21 protein-coding genes and 1 pseudogene are annotated in these 23,558 nt (G+C 39.6%); 18 read left to right on the top strand and 4 right to left on the bottom strand.

Annotation, left to right across the window (positions count from 1 at the left end; all coding sequences use genetic code 11):
* The first annotated feature begins 225 nt into the window (after positions 1–225).
* The 3 genes and pseudogenes from AKG98_RS19035 (at position 226) to ribA (ending at position 2,199) form a co-directional block, all read left to right on the top strand.
* Positions 226–897, top strand: coding sequence for a cytochrome b/b6 domain-containing protein (locus AKG98_RS19035; protein ID WP_067049724.1), 672 nt, complete (start codon positions 226–228; stop codon positions 895–897).
* Between the two features lie 249 nt (positions 898–1,146).
* Positions 1,147–1,566: pseudogene (locus AKG98_RS22785) on the top strand (NADAR family protein); the annotation flags it as partial.
* On the top strand, positions 1,558–2,199 hold the full coding sequence (gene ribA, locus AKG98_RS22780; protein WP_067049730.1) for a GTP cyclohydrolase II: 642 nt from the start codon (positions 1,558–1,560) through the stop codon (positions 2,197–2,199). The pseudogene AKG98_RS22785 and the gene ribA, both read left to right, overlap by 9 nt.
* An 84-nt stretch (positions 2,200–2,283) precedes the next feature.
* Here the strand turns inward: ribA and AKG98_RS19025 are convergent, their stop codons facing one another.
* Positions 2,284–3,039 (bottom strand): ABC transporter substrate-binding protein, encoded by a 756-nt coding sequence (locus AKG98_RS19025; RefSeq protein ID WP_067049720.1) that lies wholly within the window; start codon positions 3,037–3,039, stop codon positions 2,284–2,286.
* A gap of 80 nt (positions 3,040–3,119) precedes the next feature.
* Here AKG98_RS19025 and AKG98_RS19020 point away from each other — a divergent pair, with 80 nt between their 5' ends.
* Positions 3,120–5,414, top strand: coding sequence for a response regulator (locus AKG98_RS19020; RefSeq protein ID WP_067049717.1), 2,295 nt, complete (start codon positions 3,120–3,122; stop codon positions 5,412–5,414).
* A gap of 86 nt (positions 5,415–5,500) precedes the next feature.
* Here the strand turns inward: AKG98_RS19020 and AKG98_RS19015 are convergent, their stop codons facing one another.
* Positions 5,501–5,962 (bottom strand): cytochrome c, encoded by a 462-nt coding sequence (locus tag AKG98_RS19015; protein WP_067049714.1) that lies wholly within the window; start codon positions 5,960–5,962, stop codon positions 5,501–5,503.
* Positions 5,963–6,154: 192 nt separating this feature from the next.
* On the opposite strand from AKG98_RS19015, the gene AKG98_RS19010 reads away from it, so the two are divergent.
* The 3 genes from AKG98_RS19010 to dnaJ all read left to right on the top strand — a co-directional run bounded on the left by AKG98_RS19010 (position 6,155) and on the right by dnaJ (position 10,494).
* Positions 6,155–7,057 carry an ABC transporter substrate-binding protein gene (locus tag AKG98_RS19010; RefSeq protein WP_228140364.1) on the top strand — a complete coding sequence of 301 codons (903 nt, stop codon included), beginning with the start codon at positions 6,155–6,157 and terminating at the stop codon, positions 7,055–7,057.
* Between the two features lie 282 nt (positions 7,058–7,339).
* Positions 7,340–9,268 carry a molecular chaperone DnaK gene (gene dnaK, locus AKG98_RS19005; RefSeq protein WP_067049708.1) on the top strand — a complete coding sequence of 643 codons (1,929 nt, stop codon included), beginning with the start codon at positions 7,340–7,342 and terminating at the stop codon, positions 9,266–9,268.
* Positions 9,269–9,363: 95 nt separating this feature from the next.
* Complete coding sequence (gene dnaJ, locus AKG98_RS19000; RefSeq protein WP_067049705.1) at positions 9,364–10,494, top strand: molecular chaperone DnaJ; 1,131 nt, start codon at positions 9,364–9,366, stop codon at positions 10,492–10,494.
* Between the two features lie 92 nt (positions 10,495–10,586).
* Here dnaJ and AKG98_RS18995 read toward each other — a convergent pair whose 3' ends face one another.
* On the bottom strand, positions 10,587–11,309 hold the full coding sequence (locus tag AKG98_RS18995) for a lipoate--protein ligase (protein ID WP_067049702.1): 723 nt from the start codon (positions 11,307–11,309) through the stop codon (positions 10,587–10,589).
* A gap of 275 nt (positions 11,310–11,584) precedes the next feature.
* Between AKG98_RS18995 and AKG98_RS18990 the strand changes: the two genes are divergently transcribed.
* From AKG98_RS18990 to carB, 5 genes are all read left to right on the top strand, one after another.
* Complete coding sequence (locus AKG98_RS18990) at positions 11,585–12,517, top strand: ROK family protein (protein WP_067049697.1); 933 nt, start codon at positions 11,585–11,587, stop codon at positions 12,515–12,517.
* A gap of 144 nt (positions 12,518–12,661) precedes the next feature.
* The gene (locus AKG98_RS18985; RefSeq protein ID WP_067049694.1) at positions 12,662–13,279 is read left to right on the top strand and encodes an FKBP-type peptidyl-prolyl cis-trans isomerase; all 618 of its coding nucleotides are present in this window, start codon (positions 12,662–12,664) and stop codon (positions 13,277–13,279) included.
* 579 nt (positions 13,280–13,858) lie between these two features.
* The gene (gene dapB, locus AKG98_RS18980) at positions 13,859–14,677 is read left to right on the top strand and encodes a 4-hydroxy-tetrahydrodipicolinate reductase (RefSeq protein WP_067049690.1); all 819 of its coding nucleotides are present in this window, start codon (positions 13,859–13,861) and stop codon (positions 14,675–14,677) included.
* Positions 14,678–14,848: 171 nt separating this feature from the next.
* Positions 14,849–16,006: a glutamine-hydrolyzing carbamoyl-phosphate synthase small subunit gene (gene carA / locus AKG98_RS18975; RefSeq protein ID WP_369814936.1), complete on the top strand. Its 1,158-nt coding sequence runs from the start codon at positions 14,849–14,851 to the stop codon at positions 16,004–16,006.
* A 27-nt stretch (positions 16,007–16,033) separates the two neighbouring features.
* On the top strand, positions 16,034–19,252 hold the full coding sequence (carB, locus tag AKG98_RS18970) for a carbamoyl-phosphate synthase large subunit (protein WP_067049684.1): 3,219 nt from the start codon (positions 16,034–16,036) through the stop codon (positions 19,250–19,252).
* A 107-nt stretch (positions 19,253–19,359) separates the two neighbouring features.
* Here carB and AKG98_RS18965 read toward each other — a convergent pair whose 3' ends face one another.
* Entirely contained in the window at positions 19,360–19,581 is a 222-nt protein-coding gene (locus AKG98_RS18965) for a hypothetical protein (protein ID WP_067049682.1), read from the bottom strand.
* Between the two features lie 226 nt (positions 19,582–19,807).
* Here AKG98_RS18965 and AKG98_RS18960 point away from each other — a divergent pair, with 226 nt between their 5' ends.
* From AKG98_RS18960 to AKG98_RS23050, 6 genes are all read left to right on the top strand, one after another.
* A complete protein-coding gene (locus tag AKG98_RS18960) occupies positions 19,808–20,335 on the top strand; it encodes a prepilin-type N-terminal cleavage/methylation domain-containing protein (protein ID WP_067049679.1) in 528 nt (175 codons plus the stop codon).
* Positions 20,322–20,939 (top strand): prepilin-type N-terminal cleavage/methylation domain-containing protein, encoded by a 618-nt coding sequence (locus AKG98_RS18955; protein WP_067049676.1) that lies wholly within the window; start codon positions 20,322–20,324, stop codon positions 20,937–20,939. Before AKG98_RS18960 ends, AKG98_RS18955 begins: the two co-directional genes overlap by 14 nt.
* The gene (locus tag AKG98_RS18950) at positions 20,939–21,406 is read left to right on the top strand and encodes a hypothetical protein (protein WP_228140363.1); all 468 of its coding nucleotides are present in this window, start codon (positions 20,939–20,941) and stop codon (positions 21,404–21,406) included. The genes AKG98_RS18955 and AKG98_RS18950 overlap by 1 nt, the downstream gene beginning before the upstream one ends.
* Complete coding sequence (locus AKG98_RS18945; protein ID WP_067049674.1) at positions 21,407–21,844, top strand: hypothetical protein; 438 nt, start codon at positions 21,407–21,409, stop codon at positions 21,842–21,844. It begins immediately after the preceding gene.
* A 154-nt stretch (positions 21,845–21,998) separates the two neighbouring features.
* Entirely contained in the window at positions 21,999–23,213 is a 1,215-nt protein-coding gene (gene sstT, locus AKG98_RS18940; protein ID WP_067049671.1) for a serine/threonine transporter SstT, read from the top strand.
* Between the two features lie 253 nt (positions 23,214–23,466).
* Positions 23,467–23,558, top strand: a 92-nt coding sequence (locus AKG98_RS23050; RefSeq protein ID WP_157534173.1) for a helix-turn-helix domain-containing protein, incomplete at its 3' end; no start/stop codon positions are given.

Genomic DNA, 23,558 nt, shown 5'->3' with positions numbered 1-23,558 from the left:
TCTAAGGAAAAGTACCTATTTAATTTAGAACGCACAATCTGAGTTTGCGACAGAACCGTTAACTGCATTAATGGCTGTGTTTTTGTTAGGGGAAAGTTTCACCCTTTACCATTTTCTAGGTATGTTAATGGTAATTGTTGCTATTGTCTGGTTAAGTGTTAGAAGATAGCCCCCTATCTCAATGTTAGTTGGGCATTTACGTCGTTGTTATCTGCAGAGGGTTGTATGGTTAAGGTTAAAGTTTGGGACGGATTTATTCGTGGTTATCACTGGTTACAAGTGAGTTTGCTATTTGCATTGTGGTACTGTGCTGATAATGGCGAAATGGAATGGCACTTTTTGTTTGGCTATGCACTACTGGGGCTTTGGATAACGCGTTTTATTTGGGGTTTTATTGGTAGTGATACTGCCAAGTTTAGTTACTTTATAAAAAGTCCAAAAGCGTTAATCGATTATCTTGGTGATAAAAATAAGTTTGATCGAGTTAAATTTGGTCATAATCCTGCTGGCGCATGTATGGTTATACTGTTTTTAGGCTTAATCATAACCCAGCTATTTACCGGACTTAGTGCCAGTGATGATATTTTGTCAGAAGGTCCCTTAGCGCAATATTTTGCAGCGGATACTGTTAGCTTTATGACATGGTTACATAGCGTGAATTTTGATGTATTACTTTGGGCAATAGGCTTACATGTCATTGCTATCGTCGCTTATAAACTCAAAAAACAGCCATTAGTGAAAGCGATGATAACAGGCGTAGCAGAGTATAAATTAGTGAGTTCGATTGCACAGCCAAAAATGATGAACGGTTTATTGGCTTGGGTTATCTACGTATGTATTGCTGGTGTCATTTGGTGGCAATGGGGACATGAAAATTTAGGTTACTTACTTTATTGATTGTAATAAAAGAGGGTTAGGACGTTAATATGAGTCGTTATACTTACGAATGAATATACCAACATTCTAAAATAAATCATAAAGTGGATTTTGCAGACATTAAGGTTAAATTTTTAATTTTAATGTCTTAATCTTTTAAGCGTGTAACAGTATTACACTCACTATCACCTCTATACTCACTCTCGTGCACAGCATTTACGTCTCATATGTTAATGTTAAATCAGCTTTATTTTCATGGAATAGAAATAAATGATAGATGAAATACAGTTTTACGAACCGAATGATGATTTCGGTTTTTTGTCAAATTTTGCGTTAGCCACCATTAAGGTTGATGGGGTTAAATGGCCGAGTAGCGAACATTATTATCAAGCGCAAAAATTCAATGATTTTCAATTACAAGATTTAATTCGTCAAGCACTGACACCAGATAAAGCCTTCAGTTTAAGCCGAGAGTATGCGCAATTTGTAAAATCGGATTGGATGGCAGTACGTGATAGTGTCATGCGTGATGTCGTGCTGAAAAAATTTAGTCAGAATCCATTTTATGCCTATCAACTTGTGGCAACGGGTGATCAAGTATTAACAGAGCATTCGCATAAAGATACTTATTGGGGGGACGGTGGTGATGGTAGCGGGCGTAATGAACTTGGTCGAATATTAATGGATGTACGTTGTGATTTAGCTCAGCAAGCACCTTATAATTTGATCACTTATGTTGATAGCGCAAAGTTACCGACCGAATTCGGCACGTTTCAGATGCATGGTTTTATTGAAAACGCGACAGGTAAAGAGCACTTAGCTTTAGTTTATGGTGAGCTTGATCCCAGTGAGCCTGTATTAACTCGTTTACATTCGGAATGTTTGACTGGTGATGCGTTATTCAGTGCGCGTTGCGATTGTGGCTTTCAGTTAGCAAAAGCCATGCAAAATATTGTCGCTAAAGGGAGTGGTGTGATTTTGTACTTACGCCAAGAAGGGCGCGGTATCGGTTTGTTAAATAAAATTAGAGCTTACCATCTACAAGATGATGGCGCGGATACAGTTGAAGCAAACGAACGTCTAGGGTTTGCGGCTGATATGCGAGATTATACTTTTTGCCAAGGTATGCTAGGTTACTTGAATATAAATTCAGTTAGTTTAATGACCAATAACCCGCGTAAGGTCAATGCGTTAATGAAAGCGGGTATCAATATTGCGGAACGCGTGCCGTTACAAGAAGGTCATAACCCGCATAATGCAGGTTACCTTAAAACTAAAGCTGACAAGCTAGGCCACATGTTTGAGTCTAGTTTTATTAACTAAATTGGATGAACCTGAATTGATTTTCAAGGGCGTAATACATACACCGATAACTAAGTTAGCGACTTATTTACCGGTGTAATAGTGTTAGATATAGCGATTAATAATTTCTGTTAGTGAACCTGAATCAGACATGTCGGATAATTTCTGGTTAATAAATGTTTGAATGTCTTTATCCATCTTTGGATCGAGCGCCAAGTAAATCGGGTAGTTTGGAATTAATGCTGAGAAGTCTTGTAACTTATATTGATTTAGATCTCGACCTTGTATTTTTAAGTTGTATTTAATGCGAGAGGTCATTTCCACAAACACAGCGTCTTGCGGTATTTTGTCTAAAATACGAAAGGCTGCAGCATAGTCTTTTACTCTTAATTCTGTAATTTGACCGCTATCAATTAAGGGTTGTAAGCTTGGATAATTAAAACCATACAGTAATACAAATACTTTATCGTTTATGTCTTTCAGATTGTGGTAAAAAAAGTCAGATTTAGCGTTGGTTAAGATACTATGGCGAACGGTATAAATCGGCATGTCAGATAAGTTTTCAGCTTGTATTCCGCCCCAATTAGGGCTGCCATAAGTTACCCAGTTTTTCTCTCTTCCGGCTTTTAATTCTGAAATCATACGGTTAAATGGATAGGTATGATAATTGACGATATAATGATCAACAAATATACGTGAGATGATATCTGAAACTATACCAGAATGTTTTTCACTACTTGTTGTTATTTGAAAAGGCATTGCTTGTTTGGCAATGACATAATAATTGATAGATTCTGCATTTGTAGCAAAGCTAGCGATACAAATCTGTAGAGTTAACATTATTGAAATAAACAGTTTCATTTTTACTTCCTTATAGTAGTAATTCCGTAGTAGTGTCTATCATTAGGTTAGTCGATTAGCAATAGGATGTGGGTTTAGGGATGAATAAAGCGACGCTGCATAAGAAAAAAATAGGTATTGCGAGGCAATTACTCGTATTAATTATACTTATCAGTTCTTTTTTTACATTACTCATTACAGGCTTGAATGTCTACCTTGATTATAAAGAAGATATATCAGGTATTGAGGCTCAGCTTGATCAAGTAAGGCAAAGTAATTTGTCCAGTTTAACGGCGAGCTTGTGGGTTGAAGATCGGGACCAATTAAAATTACAGGCTGAAGGGATAATGAAACTACCTAACGTTCATTACCTCGAAATTAAAGATGATAGCGGTACAATCCTTAGATTAGGAACACCATTATCGGAATATCAATATCAAGTGTCTTGGCCAATGCAGCAAGACTTTGGCAGTAAGACGTTTGATCTAGCCACTCTCAAGGTTCAGGCCAACCTCTATCCTATCTATAAAGGATTGTGGGATAAATTTATTTTCTTGTTATTGTCTCAGGCGGTACAAACCTTCATTGTGGCATTATTTATTCTTTTTGTTGTGTATAAAATAGTGGTAAGACCGTTAACTGAAATGTCGGACGCCGTGAGTAAGTTTGATAATGATCAGCTACCACAACCACTTGAATTAATGCCTCGTCCATTTGATGATGAGATCACTAATTTAACGGCAAGTTATAATGCTTCAATTATACGGATTCGTCATAACTATCATGAGCTGGAAGTTGCTAAGCATCAAGCTGAAGATGCTAATTTGAAGAAAAGTGAGTTTTTAGCAAATATGAGCCATGAGATCCGTACACCGATGAACGGTGTGATTGGTACCGCATCCTTATTACAAGACATGCCAATGGATAGTGAGCAGAAAGAGTTTGTTGATATGCTTTACTCTTCTTCGATTACGTTACTTGATTTAATTAACGATATTCTGGATTTCTCGAAAATTGAATCTGGGCAACTTGTGTTGGCCAAAAATCCACTGAATTTATTTGAATTGTGTAAAGAAATTGAAGCTAATTTTTCAATTGTAGCGGGACAGAAGCAAATTGCTTTAGTGTGTCATATTGATGAACAAGTACCAGATATGGTACTCGGTGATATCACGCAATTACGCCAAGTATTAAATAATCTTTTATCTAATGCGATCAAGTTTACCTCTAAGGGTTACGTGCATCTTAATATCAAGCTAATGGTACGTGAAGATAATAGTGCAGGGATCATGTTCCAAATTATTGATACTGGTATCGGTATTGCCGCTGAAAACCAACAAAAAATATTTGAGAAATTTCAACAAGCAGATGGCAGCACAACACGTAATTATGGTGGTACGGGATTAGGTTTAGCGATTTGCCGTAGTATTGTCCAATTAATGGACAGTGACATTATGGTTTACAGTAAGCCGGGTAAAGGCAGTCGATTTGAATTTACCGCTGAATTTGAATGTATTGATGAGCTTTTACACGGGAGGGATATAGAACAAAGCCTTGCTGGACTGTCAATATTACTTGTCGATGACAGTATGCTAAATATGCGTATTACCTCTGCGCAGTTGAAAAATTTTGGCGCGACATCTGTATCTTGCGATGACCCGTGTTTAACCAAAAAAATTGTGCTTGATGCCTTAGATAAAGGGAAACCATTTGATTTGGTTATTATTGATAAAATCATGCCCAATTTGGATGGTTTTACGGTGGCAAAACAATTACAAGATGAATTTGCGGAACTCACACCTCGCTTAATGATGATGTCTGCAGAAGCGAAAATCGGTGATGATGTATTAGCCAAACAATTTGGTATAAAAGCTTTTTTAAGTCGTCCTTATAAAGCCGATACATTAAAAAATGTGGTCCTTAAAACCATGCTCAATGAGGACGCAGAACAAAATGAAAAGGTTGTAGAACAAACGGCCGCCAGCGATGTAATGAAAGTGCTTTTGGTTGAAGATACATTTATCAACCAGAAAGTGACTCAGATGATGTTACAAAAGCTCGGTATTAAGGTCACGATTGCCGATAACGGCCAAATTGCGGTCGATTTATGTAAAGAGCAAACATTCAATTTAATATTGATGGATTGCCAGATGCCGGTGCTTGATGGCTTTGAGGCAACAAAGATTATTCGAGAAAGTGAAACTGTTGATCAGCATATTCCGATCGTGGCATTAACCGCCAATGTATTACAAACAGAAAAAGATAAATGTTTTATCGCTGGAATGGATGATTTCATAGCGAAACCAGTGAGTAAGCAAGTATTAACGTTAATGTTACAAAAACATTTATCGCCTTGGTTAGCGAATGCACCACAGAGACAAATCGCCAGGGGGTGATAATTAATGTTTGGTGTGCACTGATGCTCTAAAATAAAGAAAGGCGAACAAATACATTTGTTCGCCTTTCTTTATGATATTCGTTATTACTTAAGTTTATAATCGCTATGGCAAGACTTACAGTTTTTCGCTGTTTGACCAAATGCCTTTTTGATTTGACCTCGATTACCTTTTTTTGCAACCGTCGCTAAGTGCTGAGCGTCTTTACTAAACTGACTAAATTTAGCGGCAAAGCCATCTGCATCTGTCCAGATTGCTGCTTTCGCTTTAGTGTCACCAGTTTGGCTATCGCTGGCACTAAAACCGTGCTGAGCCATTGGAATCAATTGTGCTAACTGTTTAGAACTCAGTTGGAATTGGGCATCATTCCATTCTTTTTTACCTTTAACCATATCAGCCATGTCAGAAAAGTTAATAGCGATCATCGTTAATGCCGATTGACGATATTTAATATCGGTTTCAGGTTTATCAAACGTTGCCGCTTGTGCCGTCGTGAACATCATTAGCGATGTAAGTCCGGCTAACTTTAGTGTTTTGCTCCAGAACATATTGCTTCCTTATTTATATTGTTAAGGTCATTGCTCAATAACCTATTATTATGTACTTGATGGTACCTCATTTTCAGGCATGGTAAAATGTGATGCATTGCATTATTTATCAAAAGATTGTGTGTTAAATTAACTACCTTACCTCGACAGTATTAAATAGCTAAGGAAAGCATAATGCGAGAAGGTCATCTCATGGAAAACTCACTCTTATCAGGGTGTCATATTGGCATACCATCAGTCGTGTTTTTAACGTTTTTACTTTCTTTACTCTCCCCTGCAAGCCAAGCGAGTCAGCTTCGAGTCACACTCTCGGTTTCAGATTCTGGCATGGTGGTCGAACACGTTCAATCAGGGTTACAATCGGAGTTAACTCGACAAGGTTATGTTGTTGGTACGAACCTGACGTGGATGGATGAAAGTCAGGCGCAGTTATCAGATGTTAATATGACTATTTCGATGTCACAGAGTACGCCTTTTATTACCTTGGTTAGCCAGCAAGGTGTATCTACCGATATTTACCTTGATAAAAGTAGTATGGATGAAAATCATCATGATGAGTTAATAGATCATTATGATGTTAACTTTATTAAAAAATTATTGCCGGGTATTAATACATTAGGTGTCATTATTGATAATAACTCGACTGATACCTTTAACGTATCGCAATTTTTAGCACAGCAAAAACAAAACGGTGTACAGGTTATTTACTCCTATATTGATAGGAGTGCTGAACTTAGAACTTCAGCTCGAGTACTCGCACAACAAGTTGATGCGATATATTTGCCCCATCATATTACTGATATGCCTGACCTAAACTACGTTGTAATAGTAGCAGAACGGAATGACGTTGCATTGATAGGTGAGGACCATAGTAGTATCAACAAAGGTGTTTTTGCTGTCTATAACATCGATTATGTACAAATAGGTCGGGATACCGCTGATTTATTAGTTCGCTTAGCTGAAGGTGAGCAAAACTTACACACCGATAATTATCTTGTTCAACCTGTACTTTCCATTAATTTGGATGCTGCTGCCAGAATGGGTATTGAGTTGTCTGGTGAAGTGATTGATAAAGCTAAGTATATTATCGAGTAGCAGACGTGTTGATTGACTTAAATAGCGGTGTTACTAACTCTTTTTAACTATATTTAGGTCAATTTTCGTAATTATATTCAATTTATTTTTAATTAATTCCTATTTCTGCTTGAAGCCTCTCATTTTGTCCCCATATTTATTTTCAATCGCAGAGATAACCTTGCAAGGTGCGGGTTGTCAGTGATGGACAAAGTATTTTAATTGATTTGAAATTACTTTAACCGTCACCATTTATTCTGTATCAAATTTGTAAATGAAAGTCTTTATTGGAGAATTACGATTATGGGTAGAATCATTGGTATCGATTTAGGTACAACGAACTCTTGTGTATCAATCTTAGATGGCGACACTGCTCGCATAATCGAGAATGCTGAAGGTGATCGTACTACTCCGTCAATCATCGCTTATAGCGCAGATGGTGAAACGTTAGTTGGTCAGCCTGCAAAACGCCAAGCTGTAACTAACCCTGAAAACACGTTGTTTGCAATCAAACGTATGATCGGCCGTCGTTTTGAAGATGAAGAGATCCAACGTGATATCAAAATCATGCCTTTCAAAATTGTGAAAGCTGACAATGGTGATGCATGGGTTGAAGTTAAAGGCGAAAAGATGGCTCCGCCACAAATTTCTGCTGAAGTTTTGAAAAAAATGAAGAAAACTGCTGAAGACTACTTAGGTGAAGAAGTAACTGAAGCCGTAATTACTGTACCTGCATACTTTAACGATTCACAACGTCAAGCAACGAAAGATGCTGGCCGTATTGCTGGTCTTGATGTTAAACGTATCATCAATGAACCAACTGCAGCTGCATTCGCTTATGGTGTAAACACAGCTAAAGGCGACAGCATCGTAGCTGTATATGACCTTGGTGGTGGTACATTCGATATCTCTATCATCGAAATCGATGAAGTTGATGGCGAGAAAACGTTTGAAGTATTAGCGACTAACGGTGATACGCATTTAGGTGGTGAAGATTTCGATACACGTCTAATCAACTACCTAGTAGCAGAATTCAAAAAAGAACAAAACTTTGACCTAACAAACGATCCGCTAGCAATGCAACGTCTAAAAGAAGCTGCAGAAAAAGCGAAGATCGAACTATCTTCAACACAACAAACAGATGTAAACCTACCTTACATCACTGCTGATGCAACAGGTCCTAAACATTTAAACATCAAAGTGACACGTGCTAAATTAGAATCTCTAGTTGAAGATCTAGTTAAAGCAACGATGGAACCACTACGTATTGCATTACAAGATTCAGACCTAGCTGTTGGCGACATTAACGACATCATCCTAGTTGGTGGTCAAACTCGTATGCCTATGGTTCAAGCGGCTGTTACTGAGTTCTTCGGTAAAGAAGCACGTAAAGACGTTAACCCTGATGAAGCTGTCGCGATGGGCGCAGCGATTCAAGGTGCAGTACTTTCTGGTGACAAAACAGACGTACTTCTTCTAGACGTTACACCTCTATCTCTGGGTATTGAGACTATGGGTGGTGTTATGACTAAGCTTATCGAGAAAAATACAACTATCCCGACTAAAGCGTCACAAACATTCTCTACTGCAGAAGATAATCAATCAGCGGTAACCGTTCACGCAATCCAAGGTGAGCGTAAACGTGCTGCAGACAACAACTCTCTAGGTCAATTTAACCTAGAAGGTATTCGTCCAGCACAACGTGGTATTCCACAAATCGAAGTTTCATTCGATATTGATGCGGATGGTATCTTACACGTATCTGCAACTGATAAAGATACGGGTAAAGAACAAAAAATTACAATCCAAGCATCGTCTGGTCTTTCGGAAGAAGAAGTAGATGCAATGGTACGTGATGCTGAAGCAAACTCTGCTGAAGATGCTAAATTCGAAGAGCTAGTACAAGCACGTAACCAAGCTGATGCAATGGTTCACGGTACGCGTAAGCAAATTGAAGAAGCTGGCGAAGCACTACCTGCTGATGAAAAAGAAAAAATTGAAGCAGCAATTGTTGAGCTAGAAGCAGCAATTAAAGGCGACGACAAAGAAGCGATTGAAGCGAAAACTCAAACGTTGATGGAAGCGGCTCAAAAATTGATGGAAATTGCTCAACAGCAAGCTCAAGCACAACAAGCTGGCCCAGAAGCCGGTGCAGAACAGCCAAAAGAGAAAGACGTAACTGGTGATGTTGTTGACGCTGAGTTCGAAGAAGTGAAAGAAGACAAAAAATAATAACGCCTAAGTTATTAGTTTTTAAATAGCAAAGGCGTTGGTGCTTCACCAACGCCTTTCGTGTATCTAAATTATTTAAATTTAAGCTGATTATTATGTCAAAACGCGATTATTACGAAGTGCTAGGTGTATCACGCGACGCTAGCGAAAAAGATGTTAAAAAGGCCTATAAACGCCTTGCAATGAAATATCACCCTGATCGAACTAAGGGTGATAAAGCGATGGAAGAGCAATTTAAAGAAGTTAAAGAAGCTTATGAAGTGCTAAATGATGCACAGAAAAAAGCGGCTTATGACCAATATGGACATGCAGGTGTAAATCAACAAGGCGGACACGGTGGTCAAGGTGACTTCGGTGATATCTTTGGCGATGTATTTGGTGACATCTTTGGTGGCGGTGGCGGCGGTCGTGGTCGTCAACAACGTGCTGCACGTGGTAGTGATCTGCGTTATAACATGGAACTTACCCTTGAAGAAGCGGTTCGTGGTGTAAGTAAAACGATCCGTATTCCAAGCCAATGTCATTGTGAAGTATGTAATGGTTCTGGTGCTAAATCAGGTACTAAAGCAACAACTTGTAGTACGTGTCATGGCCAAGGCCAAGTGCAAATGCGTCAAGGTTTCTTTGCAGTAAACCAAGCATGCCCAACCTGTCATGGTAAAGGTAAAATCATTAAAGATCCTTGCCGTAAATGCCATGGTGAAGGTCGTTACGAACGTAGCAAAGATCTAAAAGTAACAATTCCGGCTGGTGTTGATACTGGCGATCGTATTCGCTTAACTGGCGAAGGTGAAGCGGGTGATATGGGCGCCGGATCAGGTGATCTGTATGTGCAAGTCAGTGTGCGTCAACATGCTATTTTTGAGCGTGACGGCAGCAACCTGTACTGTGAAGTGCCAATTAGCTTTGCTCATGCCGCTATCGGTGGCGAAATTGAGGTTCCGACCTTAGACGGTCGCGTTAAATTAAAAGTACCAGCTGAAACTCAAACTGGTCGTATGTTCCGTTTACGCGGTAAAGGCGTGAAATCAGTACGTGGCGGTGCGACGGGTGATCTACTGTGTAAAGTAACACTTGAAACGCCGGTTAAGCTAAACGCTGAGCAGAAAGAGTTGTTACAGCAGTTTGAAGCATCATTAAACAGTGCGTCGGCAAAGAAACATAAGCCTAAGTCAGAAGGTTTCTTTGACGGTGTTAAAAGCTTCTTTGATGATTTAACGAAGTAACTAAACTAGAGTATAACGTTTAGTCATTCTTAAGCCGCAATTATTATTGCGGCTTTATTTTATCACCTTATTATTATTTTGCTAGTCTCGACTCAATCGCTCTTGATAGCATAAGCACTGCGTAAAAATGCTTGGGTTAGCTGCTGATATATTGTGTCTATACTTGGGCGCTCTTGAATATGTTCAAACAAACAAGTGTGCGCACTCGCCTTCACTAATGGTGCTTTTCCTAGGATGCCATAACAAAGATTGACTGGTTTAATTAATTCATCGAGCAGTACATCAATTAATATAAATGCTTGCGCCAGAACGATCTTACGGCCGCCTTTTTTTAATATGACACGCTGCGCAGTACCAACAATTTTTCGGCCATTAATATTTAAGTTGTAATCACCATCGCAATAAGAGAAGGGGGTTGCAGCCGTTCCACTTTCTAATCCATATTGGGAAAAAAAGTCCTTTAGCACAGAACACAGGCTTTCATAAGCAGTAACCGTGGAATAAGGTGTTTTTTCTGGCCAAATATAGATGTGGGATAAGTTGATGATACCGGGGGATTGAGGAACTGGCGCGCCTCCTGTTTGTCTCGATAATACCTGCCAATATTGTTCTGCGAGCGCTTGTTTTAGCGTACTCGATTCAGGCCATTTATTCCCTGCCGGTAATACCAGTGTTGGTGTCTTTGCTTGCCATAACATTAAGCATTGTTCTAATTCATCCTGCTTTATTTGGGTAATTAACTGTGCTTCTTTAGCGAAAGCATTATCGATATTGATACTGTTAAAACGGATGAATTTATTTTTAGGTGGCGGCATTTCAAAGTCTATAGTTTGGGCAGTTGCTGTTACTTTAAGCTTTATCTCCTGTAACTACAAACCCTTAAGTTGGCGCGATATCGATTAACGGTTCTTGATTTCATTTTGTTATCCAGTGTTTCTGGTTACAGGAGATATAATAAATTGTTGATGTGTGATTGATTATATAGATATAACGCTGCCTATTCGTATGAAATTGATTACACTTTCATTATGTATTGGAAAATACTATATCATCAATTATTTAGCTGTTATTTAACGGTTATGGGGGTTAAATGTATTACGGTTTTGACATTGGCGGTACCAAGATAGAATTTTCGGTATATAACACCGCACTTGAATGTGTTTTTAATGAGCGGATCCCCGCACCTACCGAAGATTATGAAGAACTACTAGATGCACTCGATACTTTTATTTTTAAAGCAGATAAGAAATTCGATTGCAAAGGACTCGTCGGGATTGGTTATCCTGGGGTAATGGATCCTGACACGAATACATTAATTTGCTCTAACTTACCTAGCTTACATGGGCAGAATTTGCAGTCTGATTTACAGAAACGCATTAGTCGTGATGTAAAAGTGCAAAATGACGCTAATTGCTTCGCGCTATCGGAATGTTATAAAGGAGCGGCTGAAGATGCAGAAATTGCTATTGCAGTGACTTTAGGTACCGGCTTAGGTGGTGCGATCTGCATTAATAAAACCATCTTGTCAGGGCACAATTTTGGTGCTGGTGAATTTGGTCATATGGCGATCCCGGGTACGATGTTGCAGCGTTATCCTGAATTACCTGTCACCCACTGTGGTTGTGGTGGTCATTCTTGTTTGGAAACCTATTGTTCAGGCACTGGCCTTGCTGCGTTATACAAGCATTACAAAATACATATGAATGGCTCGTGTGATGAAGAACAGGCGTTAAAGGGTCCCGATATTATTGCGGCTTACGAAGCTAATGAAATGGTTGCCGTTAAAACGGTGACTGTGTTTTTAGATATTTTAGCCGCTGCGTTAGGCAGTCTCATTATGATCCTTGATCCTAATGTCGTGGTATTCGGTGGTGGTTTAGCCCGTTTTGAAGCGTTGTATTCTAAACTACCTGAAAAAATAGCCGCTTATGTATTTAGTAATATGAAGTTACCTGCATTAAAACAAGCTAAATTTGGTGGTGAAGGTGGCGTGCGTGGTGCGGCACTGTTGAATTATAAATAAGCCTTTTAGCGTTTATTAAATGCTAAATATTGTTTAAGGGATAAAATTTTATTAATTCCCTTGTTTTTAAATAAATCGCCCATATCTAGTTATTTAAGCAACACAGTCACTGTGTTTATCATTAAGAATTATGGAAGTTTAATTATGTCTGAATTTGCAACAAGTGAACAAAAAGGTAGTTACGGTATTGGTCTACAAATGGGTCAACAGCTTGCTGCTAACCCATTCGAAGGTCTAGAAATTTCAGCGGTTCAAGCTGGTCTTGCTGATGCGTTCGCTGGTGTAGAGAGCAAAGTTAGCAATGAAGAGCTAAACGATGCTTTCAAACTGATCCATGAGAAATTAGAAGCTGAAAAAGCTGAAAAATCTAAAGTTTTCGCTGCTGAAGGTGAAAAGTTCTTAGCTGAAAATGCAGAACGTGAAGAAGTAACTGTAACTGAATCTGGTCTACAGTACGAAGTTATCGCACGTGGTGACATCGAGCAAAAACCAACTGCAGACTCTACAGTACGTGTTCACTACCATGGCATGCTAACTGACGGTACTGTATTTGACAGCTCTGTTGAACGTGATCAACCTGCAGAGTTCCCAGTTGGCGGCGTTATCGCTGGTTGGACTGAAGCACTACAACTAATGAACGTTGGTGATAAATTCAAACTATCTATCCCACACAACCTTGCTTATGGCGAACAGGGCGCAGGCGCTGCAATCGGTCCATTCCAAGCGCTAGTATTTGAAGTAGAACTATTAGACATCATCTAATTAGTCCTATTACAGACTAGTGAAACGTCTTGTTCATAGCGATATGAGTAAGGCGTTTTTTTATGTCTAAAATATGCTTTTAGTTCATTCGTTGGTGTTACGTCTTCATTAATTTCGTTATTTCTTTAGTCGTGAAACCTTAAATTGGCACTACCTATAAAGGGATAAATTAGTGGTGTGGCTGATATAGTTGCTGCTGAGCCATTATTATTTAGGTAAGATGATTTTTGATTTAGATCAATTGATGGATAATGAATAATGGCAACATATAACGATTTTAACTGGAAATATGCATTAGTATTTTTAATTGTGTTTCTAACAATACCGACGATGCACCTATGGGCTGGCCTATTTGGTATCTTCGGTTGATTGCTAATATTCAGCATAATAAAACCCGCATTCTAGCAGTTAGAATAGCGGGTTTTTTTATGCCTAAAATAGAGGTTAGCAATCCAGTAAATAGCCGAATATTTATTTAATGTAATTGGTATAAGTTAGCATTGTTGATGTGTTTCTAGGAGTGCTATCATCAGAGTACTTTAACTATTTGATTAATGATAAACACAGGGAGAAGTCTAGATGGGACAAGCAGTAAGAATCGCGGTGATGGGTTGTAATGGTCGCATGGGCCGTACGATTTTAGAAGCCATTCAAGATAGTGATGGCGCAGCCGTTGTTGGTGCAGCAATCGAACGTCCTGAGTGTAACTTCTTAGGCGCAGATGTTGGCGAGTTAGCGGGTCTAGGCTCACTGGGTGTTAAAGTCGTAAGCAGCCTTGCTGACGTGGCGAATGATTTTGATGTTATTGTCGACTTTACTGTGCCAGAAGCAACGTTGCAGCATCTTGAGTTTGCGGTTGCGAATAATAAAAAAATAGTGATTGGTACAACGGGTTTTAGTGACGAACAAAAACAACTGATTCATGATGCCGGTAAGTCGACAGGTGTGGTATTTGCGCCAAACATGAGTGTTGGTGTTAATGTGATGTTTAAACTGTTAGAAATGGCGGCCAAGGTCATGGGTGACTACACTGACATTGAGATCATTGAAGGTCATCACCGTTATAAAGTGGATGCACCGTCTGGTACTGCATTGGGTATGGGCGAAGTAATTGCTAATACATTAGGTCGTGACTTGAAAAAAGTGGCTGTGTATGGCCGTGAAGGTAATACCGGTGAGCGTGATCGCGAAACTATTGGTTTTTCTACTATTCGCGCGGGTGACTTAGTGGGTGAACATACCGCTATGTTTGCTGATATCGGCGAACGCATTGAAATTACACATAAAGCATCGAGCCGTATGACATTTGCAAAAGGTGCTATACGTGCATCAACTTGGGTGTTTTCCCAAGAGCAGGGCTTGTATACAATGCAAGATGTGCTTGATCTTAAATCTTAAATTCAAAACCGTAAAATAAAACAGTTGCGTAACATTTGTTTTTTCTGTATTATGCGCGGAATTTGCCAAAATTTAGTAATTCAGAGGTTGTTTTTTTAGTCTCGAATTACTATGCTGTGTGACAGCCTGGGGTAAATAGTTGATTTATTTTATTATTTTTCTATCTATTTTTTGGAGGTTGTCTTGAGTAATATCGCCTTGTTGGTGTTGGAAGACGGAACAGTATTCCGTGGTGTGTCTATCGGTGCAGAAGGTCATTCGGTAGGTGAAGTCGTTTTTAATACTTCAATGACTGGTTATCAAGAAATCTTAACCGATCCTTCCTATTCTCGCCAAATCGTTACTCTTACTTACCCACATATCGGAAACACCGGTACAAATGATGAAGATGCAGAATCTTCAGAAGTTCATGCTTGTGGACTAATCATTCGAGATCTTCCTTTAGTTACTTCTAATTTCCGTAATCAACAATCACTTACTGATTATCTAAAAGAACGTAATGTTGTTGGTATCGCTGATATTGATACCCGTAAACTTACACGTATTTTACGTGAAAAGGGTGCGCAAGCGGGTTGTATCATCGCAGGTGACAACCTAGATGAAGCGAAAGCATTAGAACTTGCTAAAGCTTTCCCAGGCTTAAAAGGCATGGACCTAGCGAAAGAAGTGACTGTAAAAGAGTCGTATGAATGGAACCAAGGTAGCTGGACATTAATGGGTGGTTTACCTGCTGATGCTACAGACTCTCGCTTCCACGTCGTTGCTTATGATTATGGTGTTAAGCGAAATATCTTACGTATGTTAGTTGACCGTGGTTGCCGTATTACGGTTGTGCCTGCGCAAACAACTGCGAAAGAAGTATTAGCGTTAAATCCAGATGGTGTTTTCTTATCAAACGGCCCCGGTGATCCAGAACCGTGTGATTATGCAATCGCAGCAATTAAAGAAATTTTAACTACAGATATTCCTGTATTTGGTATTTGTTTAGGTCACCAATTACTTGCATTAGCAAGTGGTGCTAAAACATTAAAAATGAAGTTCGGTCATCATGGTGCTAACCACCCTGTAAAAGACTTGGAGCGTGGCGTAGTGATGATTACGGCGCAGAACCATGGTTTCGCAGTAGATCAAACAACGTTACCGGAAAATCTAGTAATGACGCACAAATCATTATTTGATGACTCTTTACAAGGTCTTCATCGTACTGATAAACCGGCATTTAGCTTCCAGGGTCACCCTGAAGCAAGTCCTGGTCCACACGATGCAGCTCCACTTTTCAATCACTTTATAGAGTTGATGGAAAAGAGTATGGAAAAAAGCAAAGCCTAAGCCTGATACCTAGTAGAGAATTGAACTATGCCAAAACGTAATGATATAAAAAGTATTCTAATCTTGGGCGCAGGTCCTATCGTAATTGGTCAAGCGTGTGAGTTTGACTATTCCGGTGCTCAAGCTTGTAAAGCACTTCGTGAAGAAGGCTACCGAGTTATTCTAGTTAACTCAAACCCAGCTACCATTATGACTGACCCAGAAATGGCGGACGCGACTTACATCGAGCCGATCCATTGGGAAGTTGTACGTAACATCATTGAAAAAGAGCGTCCAGATGCGATCTTACCAACAATGGGTGGTCAAACAGCATTAAACTGTGCACTTGAGCTAGACAGCAAAGGTGTTTTAGCAGAGTTTAACGTTGAACTGATTGGCGCAACAGCTGACGCAATCGACAAAGCGGAAGACCGTAGCCGTTTTGATAAAGCCATGAAAGCCATTGGTCTTGAAACACCACGAGCTGGTATTGCACATACAATCGAAGAAGCGAAAGGCGTGCTAGCTGAAGTTGGCTTCCCGTGTATTATTCGTCCATCATTCACTATGGGTGGTTCGGGTGGCGGTATTGCTTACAACATGGAAGAGTTTGAAGACATTTGTACGTTAGGTTTAGACCTTTCTCCAACAACTGAACTATTGATCGATGAATCATTAATCGGTTGGAAAGAGTACGAAACTGAAGTTGTACGTGATAAAAACGACAACTGTATCATCGTCTGTACAATTGAAAACATTGACCCAATGGGCATCCACACGGGTGACTCAATCACGGTTGCACCAGCACAAACACTCACGGATAAAGAATACCAGATCATGCGTAATGCATCGATGGCTGTTCTACGTGAAATTGGTGTAGAAACTGGTGGTTCAAACGTACAGTTTGGTATCAACCCTGTTGATGGCCGTATGGTTATCATCGAGATGAACCCACGTGTATCTCGTTCATCTGCACTTGCATCAAAAGCAACGGGTTTCCCAATTGCTCGAATTGCGGCGAAACTAGCGGTAGGTTACACGTTAGACGAACTATCTAATGATATTACGGGTGGTGCAACGCCAGCATCATTTGAACCAACACTGGATTACGTGGTAACTAAGATGCCACGCTTTAACTTCGAAAAATTTGCCGGTGCTAATGACCGTCTAACTACCCAGATGAAATCTGTGGGTGAAGTCATGGCGATTGGTCGTAATTTCCAAGAATCAATGCAAAAAGCAATACGTGGCCTGGAAATCGGTAAGAACGGTTTTGATCCAGAAGTGAACTTAACGGATGAGTCTGCAGCAGCTAAGATCCGTCAAGAGCTAACAGAAGCGGGCGCTGAGCGTATCTTCTATATTGCAGATGCTTTCCGTATGGGCATGTCAACAGATGAGATCTATGCGATCACATGTATTGACCCTTGGTTCCTCGTGCAAATCGAAGACATTGTTAACGCTGAAAAAAACGTGAGCAAAATCGGTTTAGCGGGTCTAAACGAAACGTCATTACGTCAACTTAAGCGTAAAGGTTTCTCTGATTTACGTCTGTCTAAACTGGCCGGTGTAAGCGAAAATGAAATCCGTAAATTACGTCATCGTTTAGAGATTTTTCCGGTTTACAAACGTGTTGATACCTGTGCCGCTGAATTCTCAAGTGACACCGCTTACATGTATTCTACTTACGATGAAGAATGCGAAGCAAACCCAACAGATAACGATAAGATCATGATCATCGGTGGCGGTCCTAACCGTATTGGTCAAGGTATCGAATTCGATTACTGCTGTGTACACGCGGCACTAGCGATGCGTGAAGACGGTTACGAAACTATCATGGTTAACTGTAACCCTGAAACGGTTTCAACTGATTACGATACATCTGATCGTCTATACTTCGAACCTATTACACTAGAAGATGTATTAGAAATCGTCCGTATTGAAAAACCGAAAGGCGTGATCGTTCAGTACGGTGGTCAAACACCCCTTAAACTAGCGCGTGAATTAGAAGCAGCTGGCGTACCAATCATAGGTACATCACCGGATGCGATTGACCGTTCTGAAGATCGTGAACGCTTCCAACAAGCGGTTGACCGTTTAGGTTTATTACAGCCTGATAATGCGACGGTAACAACGACAGAACAAGCGGTTATTTCTGCTGAAGGTATCGGTTATCCGTTAGTTGTTCGTCCATCATATGTACTTGGTGGCCGTGCAATGGAAATTGTATATGACGAAATCGATTTACGTCGTTACTTCAAAGAAGCGGTCAGTGTTTCTAACGAATCACCCGTATTACTGGACCGTTTCCTAGATAACGCTATCGAGCTTGACGTTGATGCTATCTGTGACGGTAAAGATGTTGTTATTGGCGGCATCATGGAGCACATCGAACAAGCAGGTGTTCACTCAGGTGACTCAGGTTGTTCATTACCTCCTCATTCATTAAGTCCTGAAATTCTTGATGTTATGCGCGACCAAGTACGTGCACTCGCATTAGAGTTAGGTGTTATTGGTCTAATGAATACCCAGTTCGCTGTGAAAGATAATGAAGTTTATCTTATTGAAGTAAACCCACGTGCTGCACGTACTATTCCTTTTGTTTCAAAAGCAACGGGTGTACAACTTGCGAAAATTGCTGCACGTGTAATGGCGGGTCAAACGTTAGCTGAACTTGGTTTCACTGAAGAAGTTATCCCACCATATTACTCGGTGAAAGAAGTGGTATTACCATTCTCTAAATTCCCAGGTGCTGATCCGTTATTAGGCCCTGAAATGCGCTCTACTGGTGAAGTAATGGGTGTCGGTGATACCTTTGCTGAAGCTTATGCTAAAGCACAGCTTGGTGCTTCTGCTGAAGTGGCTAAGAGTGGTCGTGCGCTTATTTCTGTTCGTAACGGTGATAAAGCCCGCGCAGCTGAATTAGCTAAACAGTTAATTGAACTTGGTTTTGAGATTGATGCGACTCACGGTACTGCCGTTGCGCTAGGTGAAGAAGGCATTAATCTTCGTCTAGTAAACAAGGTGCATGAAGGTCGTCCTCATATTCTTGACCGTATCAAAAATGGCGAATACAGCTACATCATTAATACGACTGAAGGTCGTGTTGCGATTGAAGATTCTCGTCAACTACGTGCAGCGGCTTTACGTTATAAAGTTAACTACACAACAACAATGAATGCTGCATTTGCAACGTGCCAAGCGCACTCTGCGGATGACCGTGGTACAGTTCGCTCAATACAAGAGCTACATACTCGTATTAAGTAATTACTTAATCAGTATTTATAGTTAATAAAAAACCTCGCTACTTAGTTGCATCTAGTAACAACAAGTAGCGAGGTTTTTTTATATCTGCAATTTTTATATTTATACCGTTATAGTTCAAATTCCAACTCAATGAATGTGCAGCCCTTCGCACAACTTACCCCTGTTTTAGAGTCATCATTTTTGTTCTTTGGTGGTAATAACGTTAATGCTTGCTGACAAACTGGGCATAAAACAGTTTTTCCAAGACATACTTTTTTGATGGTATTTCGCTGTTCATGGAACGATTTTGAACTGCTTTTGTTGATTTCTGAAAAATCTATTTTTAACATAATAACTCTTTAATTTTGCGTGCTTTTTATTTATTGTGATCGGTATAATTACACCTGTTGTTTACTCGTTCATGGCACTGAGTGTAATCAAAGCGAACAAGTAATCAGTGTGGGCATACTCAATAATTACGGAACATTTTACCTGTTTATTGGAAAAAAAGTATCAGCGATTGCATTTTATTCTAAGGTTAGTGCCATCATGCTATCAAGGTAAATAAATCTAACGATGACGAAACAATGTAAATGTAAGTTACAAGGACTAACTTTAATCGAATTACTTGTAGCGCTGGCAATACTGATTATATTGATGGCGAGTAGTGCGCCTTCATATCGTGCATTGGTGGATAAAAATAAAATATGTCATCTCACAAGACAATTAGTTGAAGCGTTAAATGTCACTCGACAATTATCAATAGTGCGGGAGTTACCACATTATTTTAATGTGCAGGTAAACAACTCACTTATTACTGCCGTTGAATTATGCTGGGTCATCAGTCAATTAGAAAACTGCGATTGTTTTACATCGAGCGCGTTATGTCAGTCTAAATATGGCCAAGTTAGCGCCGTGAAAAGTGGTATTGAGCTCTCAACTAATCGACCTAATTTATCTTTTTCACCGTTATTTGGTATGACTAATGGTGCCACCTATCAACTTTCATTAGGTCGTTTTTCCACTAAGATAATTGTGAGTACTCAGGGACGTATTCGAGTTTGCATGGTTCGTGGAGAGAGTGCTATTTATGCACCTTGTTAAATCATTATTACCTTACCGCGTTCATCACGCTGGATTTGTGCTAATCGAAACAATGATTTCGATTGTATTAGTCGGCGTTATCTCGATTGGATTTTATAGTTTATTCGCTACACATGAAGTGCAAAAGAATCGGGCTGAACAATATTATCTTGTGCAGCAGGAAGCTAAAAATATATTGATTATTATGCAGCGAGAGCTAAACCGAGCGGGTTATAACCTCAATAGCGAAGCGGCGAACCCTTTTATTTATAGTCATGACCAAGTGTATAATTTGAACGCCAGAAAAGATTGTATTTTGTACCGCTATGATCGTAATGAAGATGGTATTTTTAGTGGTGAAAACTTTGGATTTAGGCTACACAATGGTGGGATACAACGGCGTAAAGGCAGTGAGGTTAGTTGTGAGGGTGGCTTAGGTTGGGAGATGATTTCTGACACTGCTAATATCGACGTGACCTTATTGCAATTTACAATTGCCCAGCAGTATACGTCACCGCAAAGAGTGGAAAGCTATGTCACGATCGCGTTAAATATACGCCATCGTCATTTAATGGATATTGAGCTTAATTTTTTTCGAAATAGCAGTGCGAGGGCTTTGCTATAGTGCGCGATAAACACTCTTCATATTTCGCTGTTCATGGTTTCGCTTTACTATCGATGACGCTCATTATCGTCTTTATTATGATCAGTGGTAGTTTATCGTTTGCGCATCTTCAGCAACAGCGAATTCAACGGAACCAGCTCCACCTTAATTATTTAAAAACGAGAATCACAGCAGTAAATAAGTTAGATTTATTTTATATCGTTCTTTATGAGTCTCCTGAATTACTTGCTTCGGTAGCACCCTGTACTAACTTAGCATTAGAGAGTCGTCAGGCTGTCACACCTAATGACATGATGCGTGAATTTATGCTATCAGAGCGGTTTTATTTATGCGCTGAACAGGAAGGTGTTTTCAATGTGTTACTCGCAATCCCATTCAATAATACTGAACGGCTGGTGGTGCAGCGCAAACTCATTACGACATCAACGCCTTGGGTTTGGCTATCCAATTCTTTATTCGGATTTTAAATGCGGCTTAAACGATACCTGGTACAGCAAGGAGGGAGCTTACTTGAAGTGATGATCAGCTTATTTATTCTATCACTGCCTGTATTTGGCATGACTGCGCTAAAGTTAACTCAGGCCCAAATTGTATTGAAGCAATCCCAATATACAACTGCATGGGCATTAATGGAGTACAAGTTGAATGAACTCCATTATTTAACCGGTTCGATTGTTGAATTTAATACGTTGAGTTCCAATATGGGTGGTAATTTAGCCGCGGGGAGCATTCATTATGATCAACATAAATTTAATTTAACGTGGCAAGTAAGCGTTATAACAACTAAAACTACATTAAGCCTACTGAAAGAGGTTGTCGTTAAAGTTAATTGGATTGATAAAATGAATACTCCTTATACCATAAGTAGTATGACGATACTAAATCAGGGCCTGATAGTGAGATAAAATAAAGCAGCTCAAGTGTTGTGAACTATAATTTACGTTAAACTCAATATTTATTGTCATTCTGTGATGAATTACCAATGTTTTATATTATTTTTTCCATTTAATTTGATATTATCCTGCCTTTATTGGTGTTTATTGATATTTAGGACGTGATATGGGTAGTAAAGTAGCAGGGCTTTTTCAACTGAGTTTGGTTAAGCAGATCATAATTAGTATTATTGCGGGTATCGCGTTAGCGTATGCAGCCCCTGAGATTGCTAAAGAAGCAAGTTTATTTGGCGGATTATTTGTCAGTGCGCTAAAAGCGATCGCACCTTTATTAGTATTTGTATTAGTTATCTCCGCGATAGCCAATCAAGAAGCGAATACCAATGCTAATATGCGCCCTGTTGTTGTCTTGTATCTACTTGGCACCTTTGCTGCTGCGCTTGTCGCAGTTAGTTTAAGTTTTTTATTCCCTGTACAGTTAGCCTTAATGACTGAAGGTGCAACAAATGCGGCACCAAGTAATATCACCGAGGTATTACGTAACCTGATTTATAAAGTGGTTGATAATCCAATCAATGCAATTGTTACCAGCAACTTTATTGGTGTGTTAACCTGGGGTATTGGTTTTGGCGTTGCCTTGAAGCACGCATCATCGACGACCAAACAAGTGATCAGTGACATTGCTGGTGGTGTGTCGAAGATAGTGCATGTGGTGATCCGATTTGCACCGCTAGGTATTTTTGGTTTAGTGGCATCAACATTTGCTACCGTTGGTTTTTCAGCAATGGCAAGTTATACCCACTTACTGGCAGTATTACTGGGATCAATGGCCATTGTTGCATTAGTGATTAATCCGGCTATTTTATTTTTCATGTCACGTCAAAATCCATATCCACTTATTTTTCAGTGTTTACGTGAAAGTGGTATTACTGCGTTCTTCACGCGTTCATCTGCAGCGAATATTCCGGTTAATATGGAGTTATGTAAAAAATTAAACTTACATAAAGATACTTACTCGGTGTCTATTCCGCTTGGTGCAACCATTAACATGGGCGGCGCGGCGATCACGATCACGGTACTTACTTTGGCAGCTGTTAATACCTTAGGTATTGCGGTTGATTTACCAACTGCCTTACTGTTAAGTGTCATTGCGGCTATTTCTGCATGTGGCGCTTCTGGTGTTGCTGGTGGTTCATTATTGCTGATTCCATTAGCTTGTAGCTTATTTGGTATCGATAATGAAATTGCTATGCAAGTGGTTGCAACGGGCTTCATTATCGGTGTATTGCAAGACTCGGCAGAAACCGCGTTAAACAGTTCAACTGATGTGGTATTTACTGCGGCAGTGAGCCACGCTCATGCAAGAAAAACAGACGCATAAAATATGCGACTAACCTGATTCGCTTTGTGCGAGCAACAGTATATCTATAATAAAAAAGCAGCCAGTTAATGATAACTGGCTGCTTTTTTTATCACCTTTGACGAAAAACACTGTCCTTTAGGGCGGTGATGTAAGTCATTATTGCGTAGCAATAAGCACTTTGTTTTGTTATTAATATTGACATATTTACATATAGAGTCTAAGTTTAGACCTTGGTGCTGTATATGTATACAGTTATCTAAGGTGCTGAAAATTGAAACTTATTGCGTATAAATACAGATTCTATCCAAACAATGAGCAGGTAACAATACTTGCTCATACATTTGGTTGTGTTCGTTTCGCTTA

The organism is Moritella sp. JT01 (assembly GCF_001574435.1).
Lineage (GTDB): Bacteria > Pseudomonadota > Gammaproteobacteria > Enterobacterales > Moritellaceae > Moritella.
The sequence above is the reverse complement of the archived record's forward strand: the minus strand, read 5'-3'. Positions and strand labels throughout refer to the sequence as shown.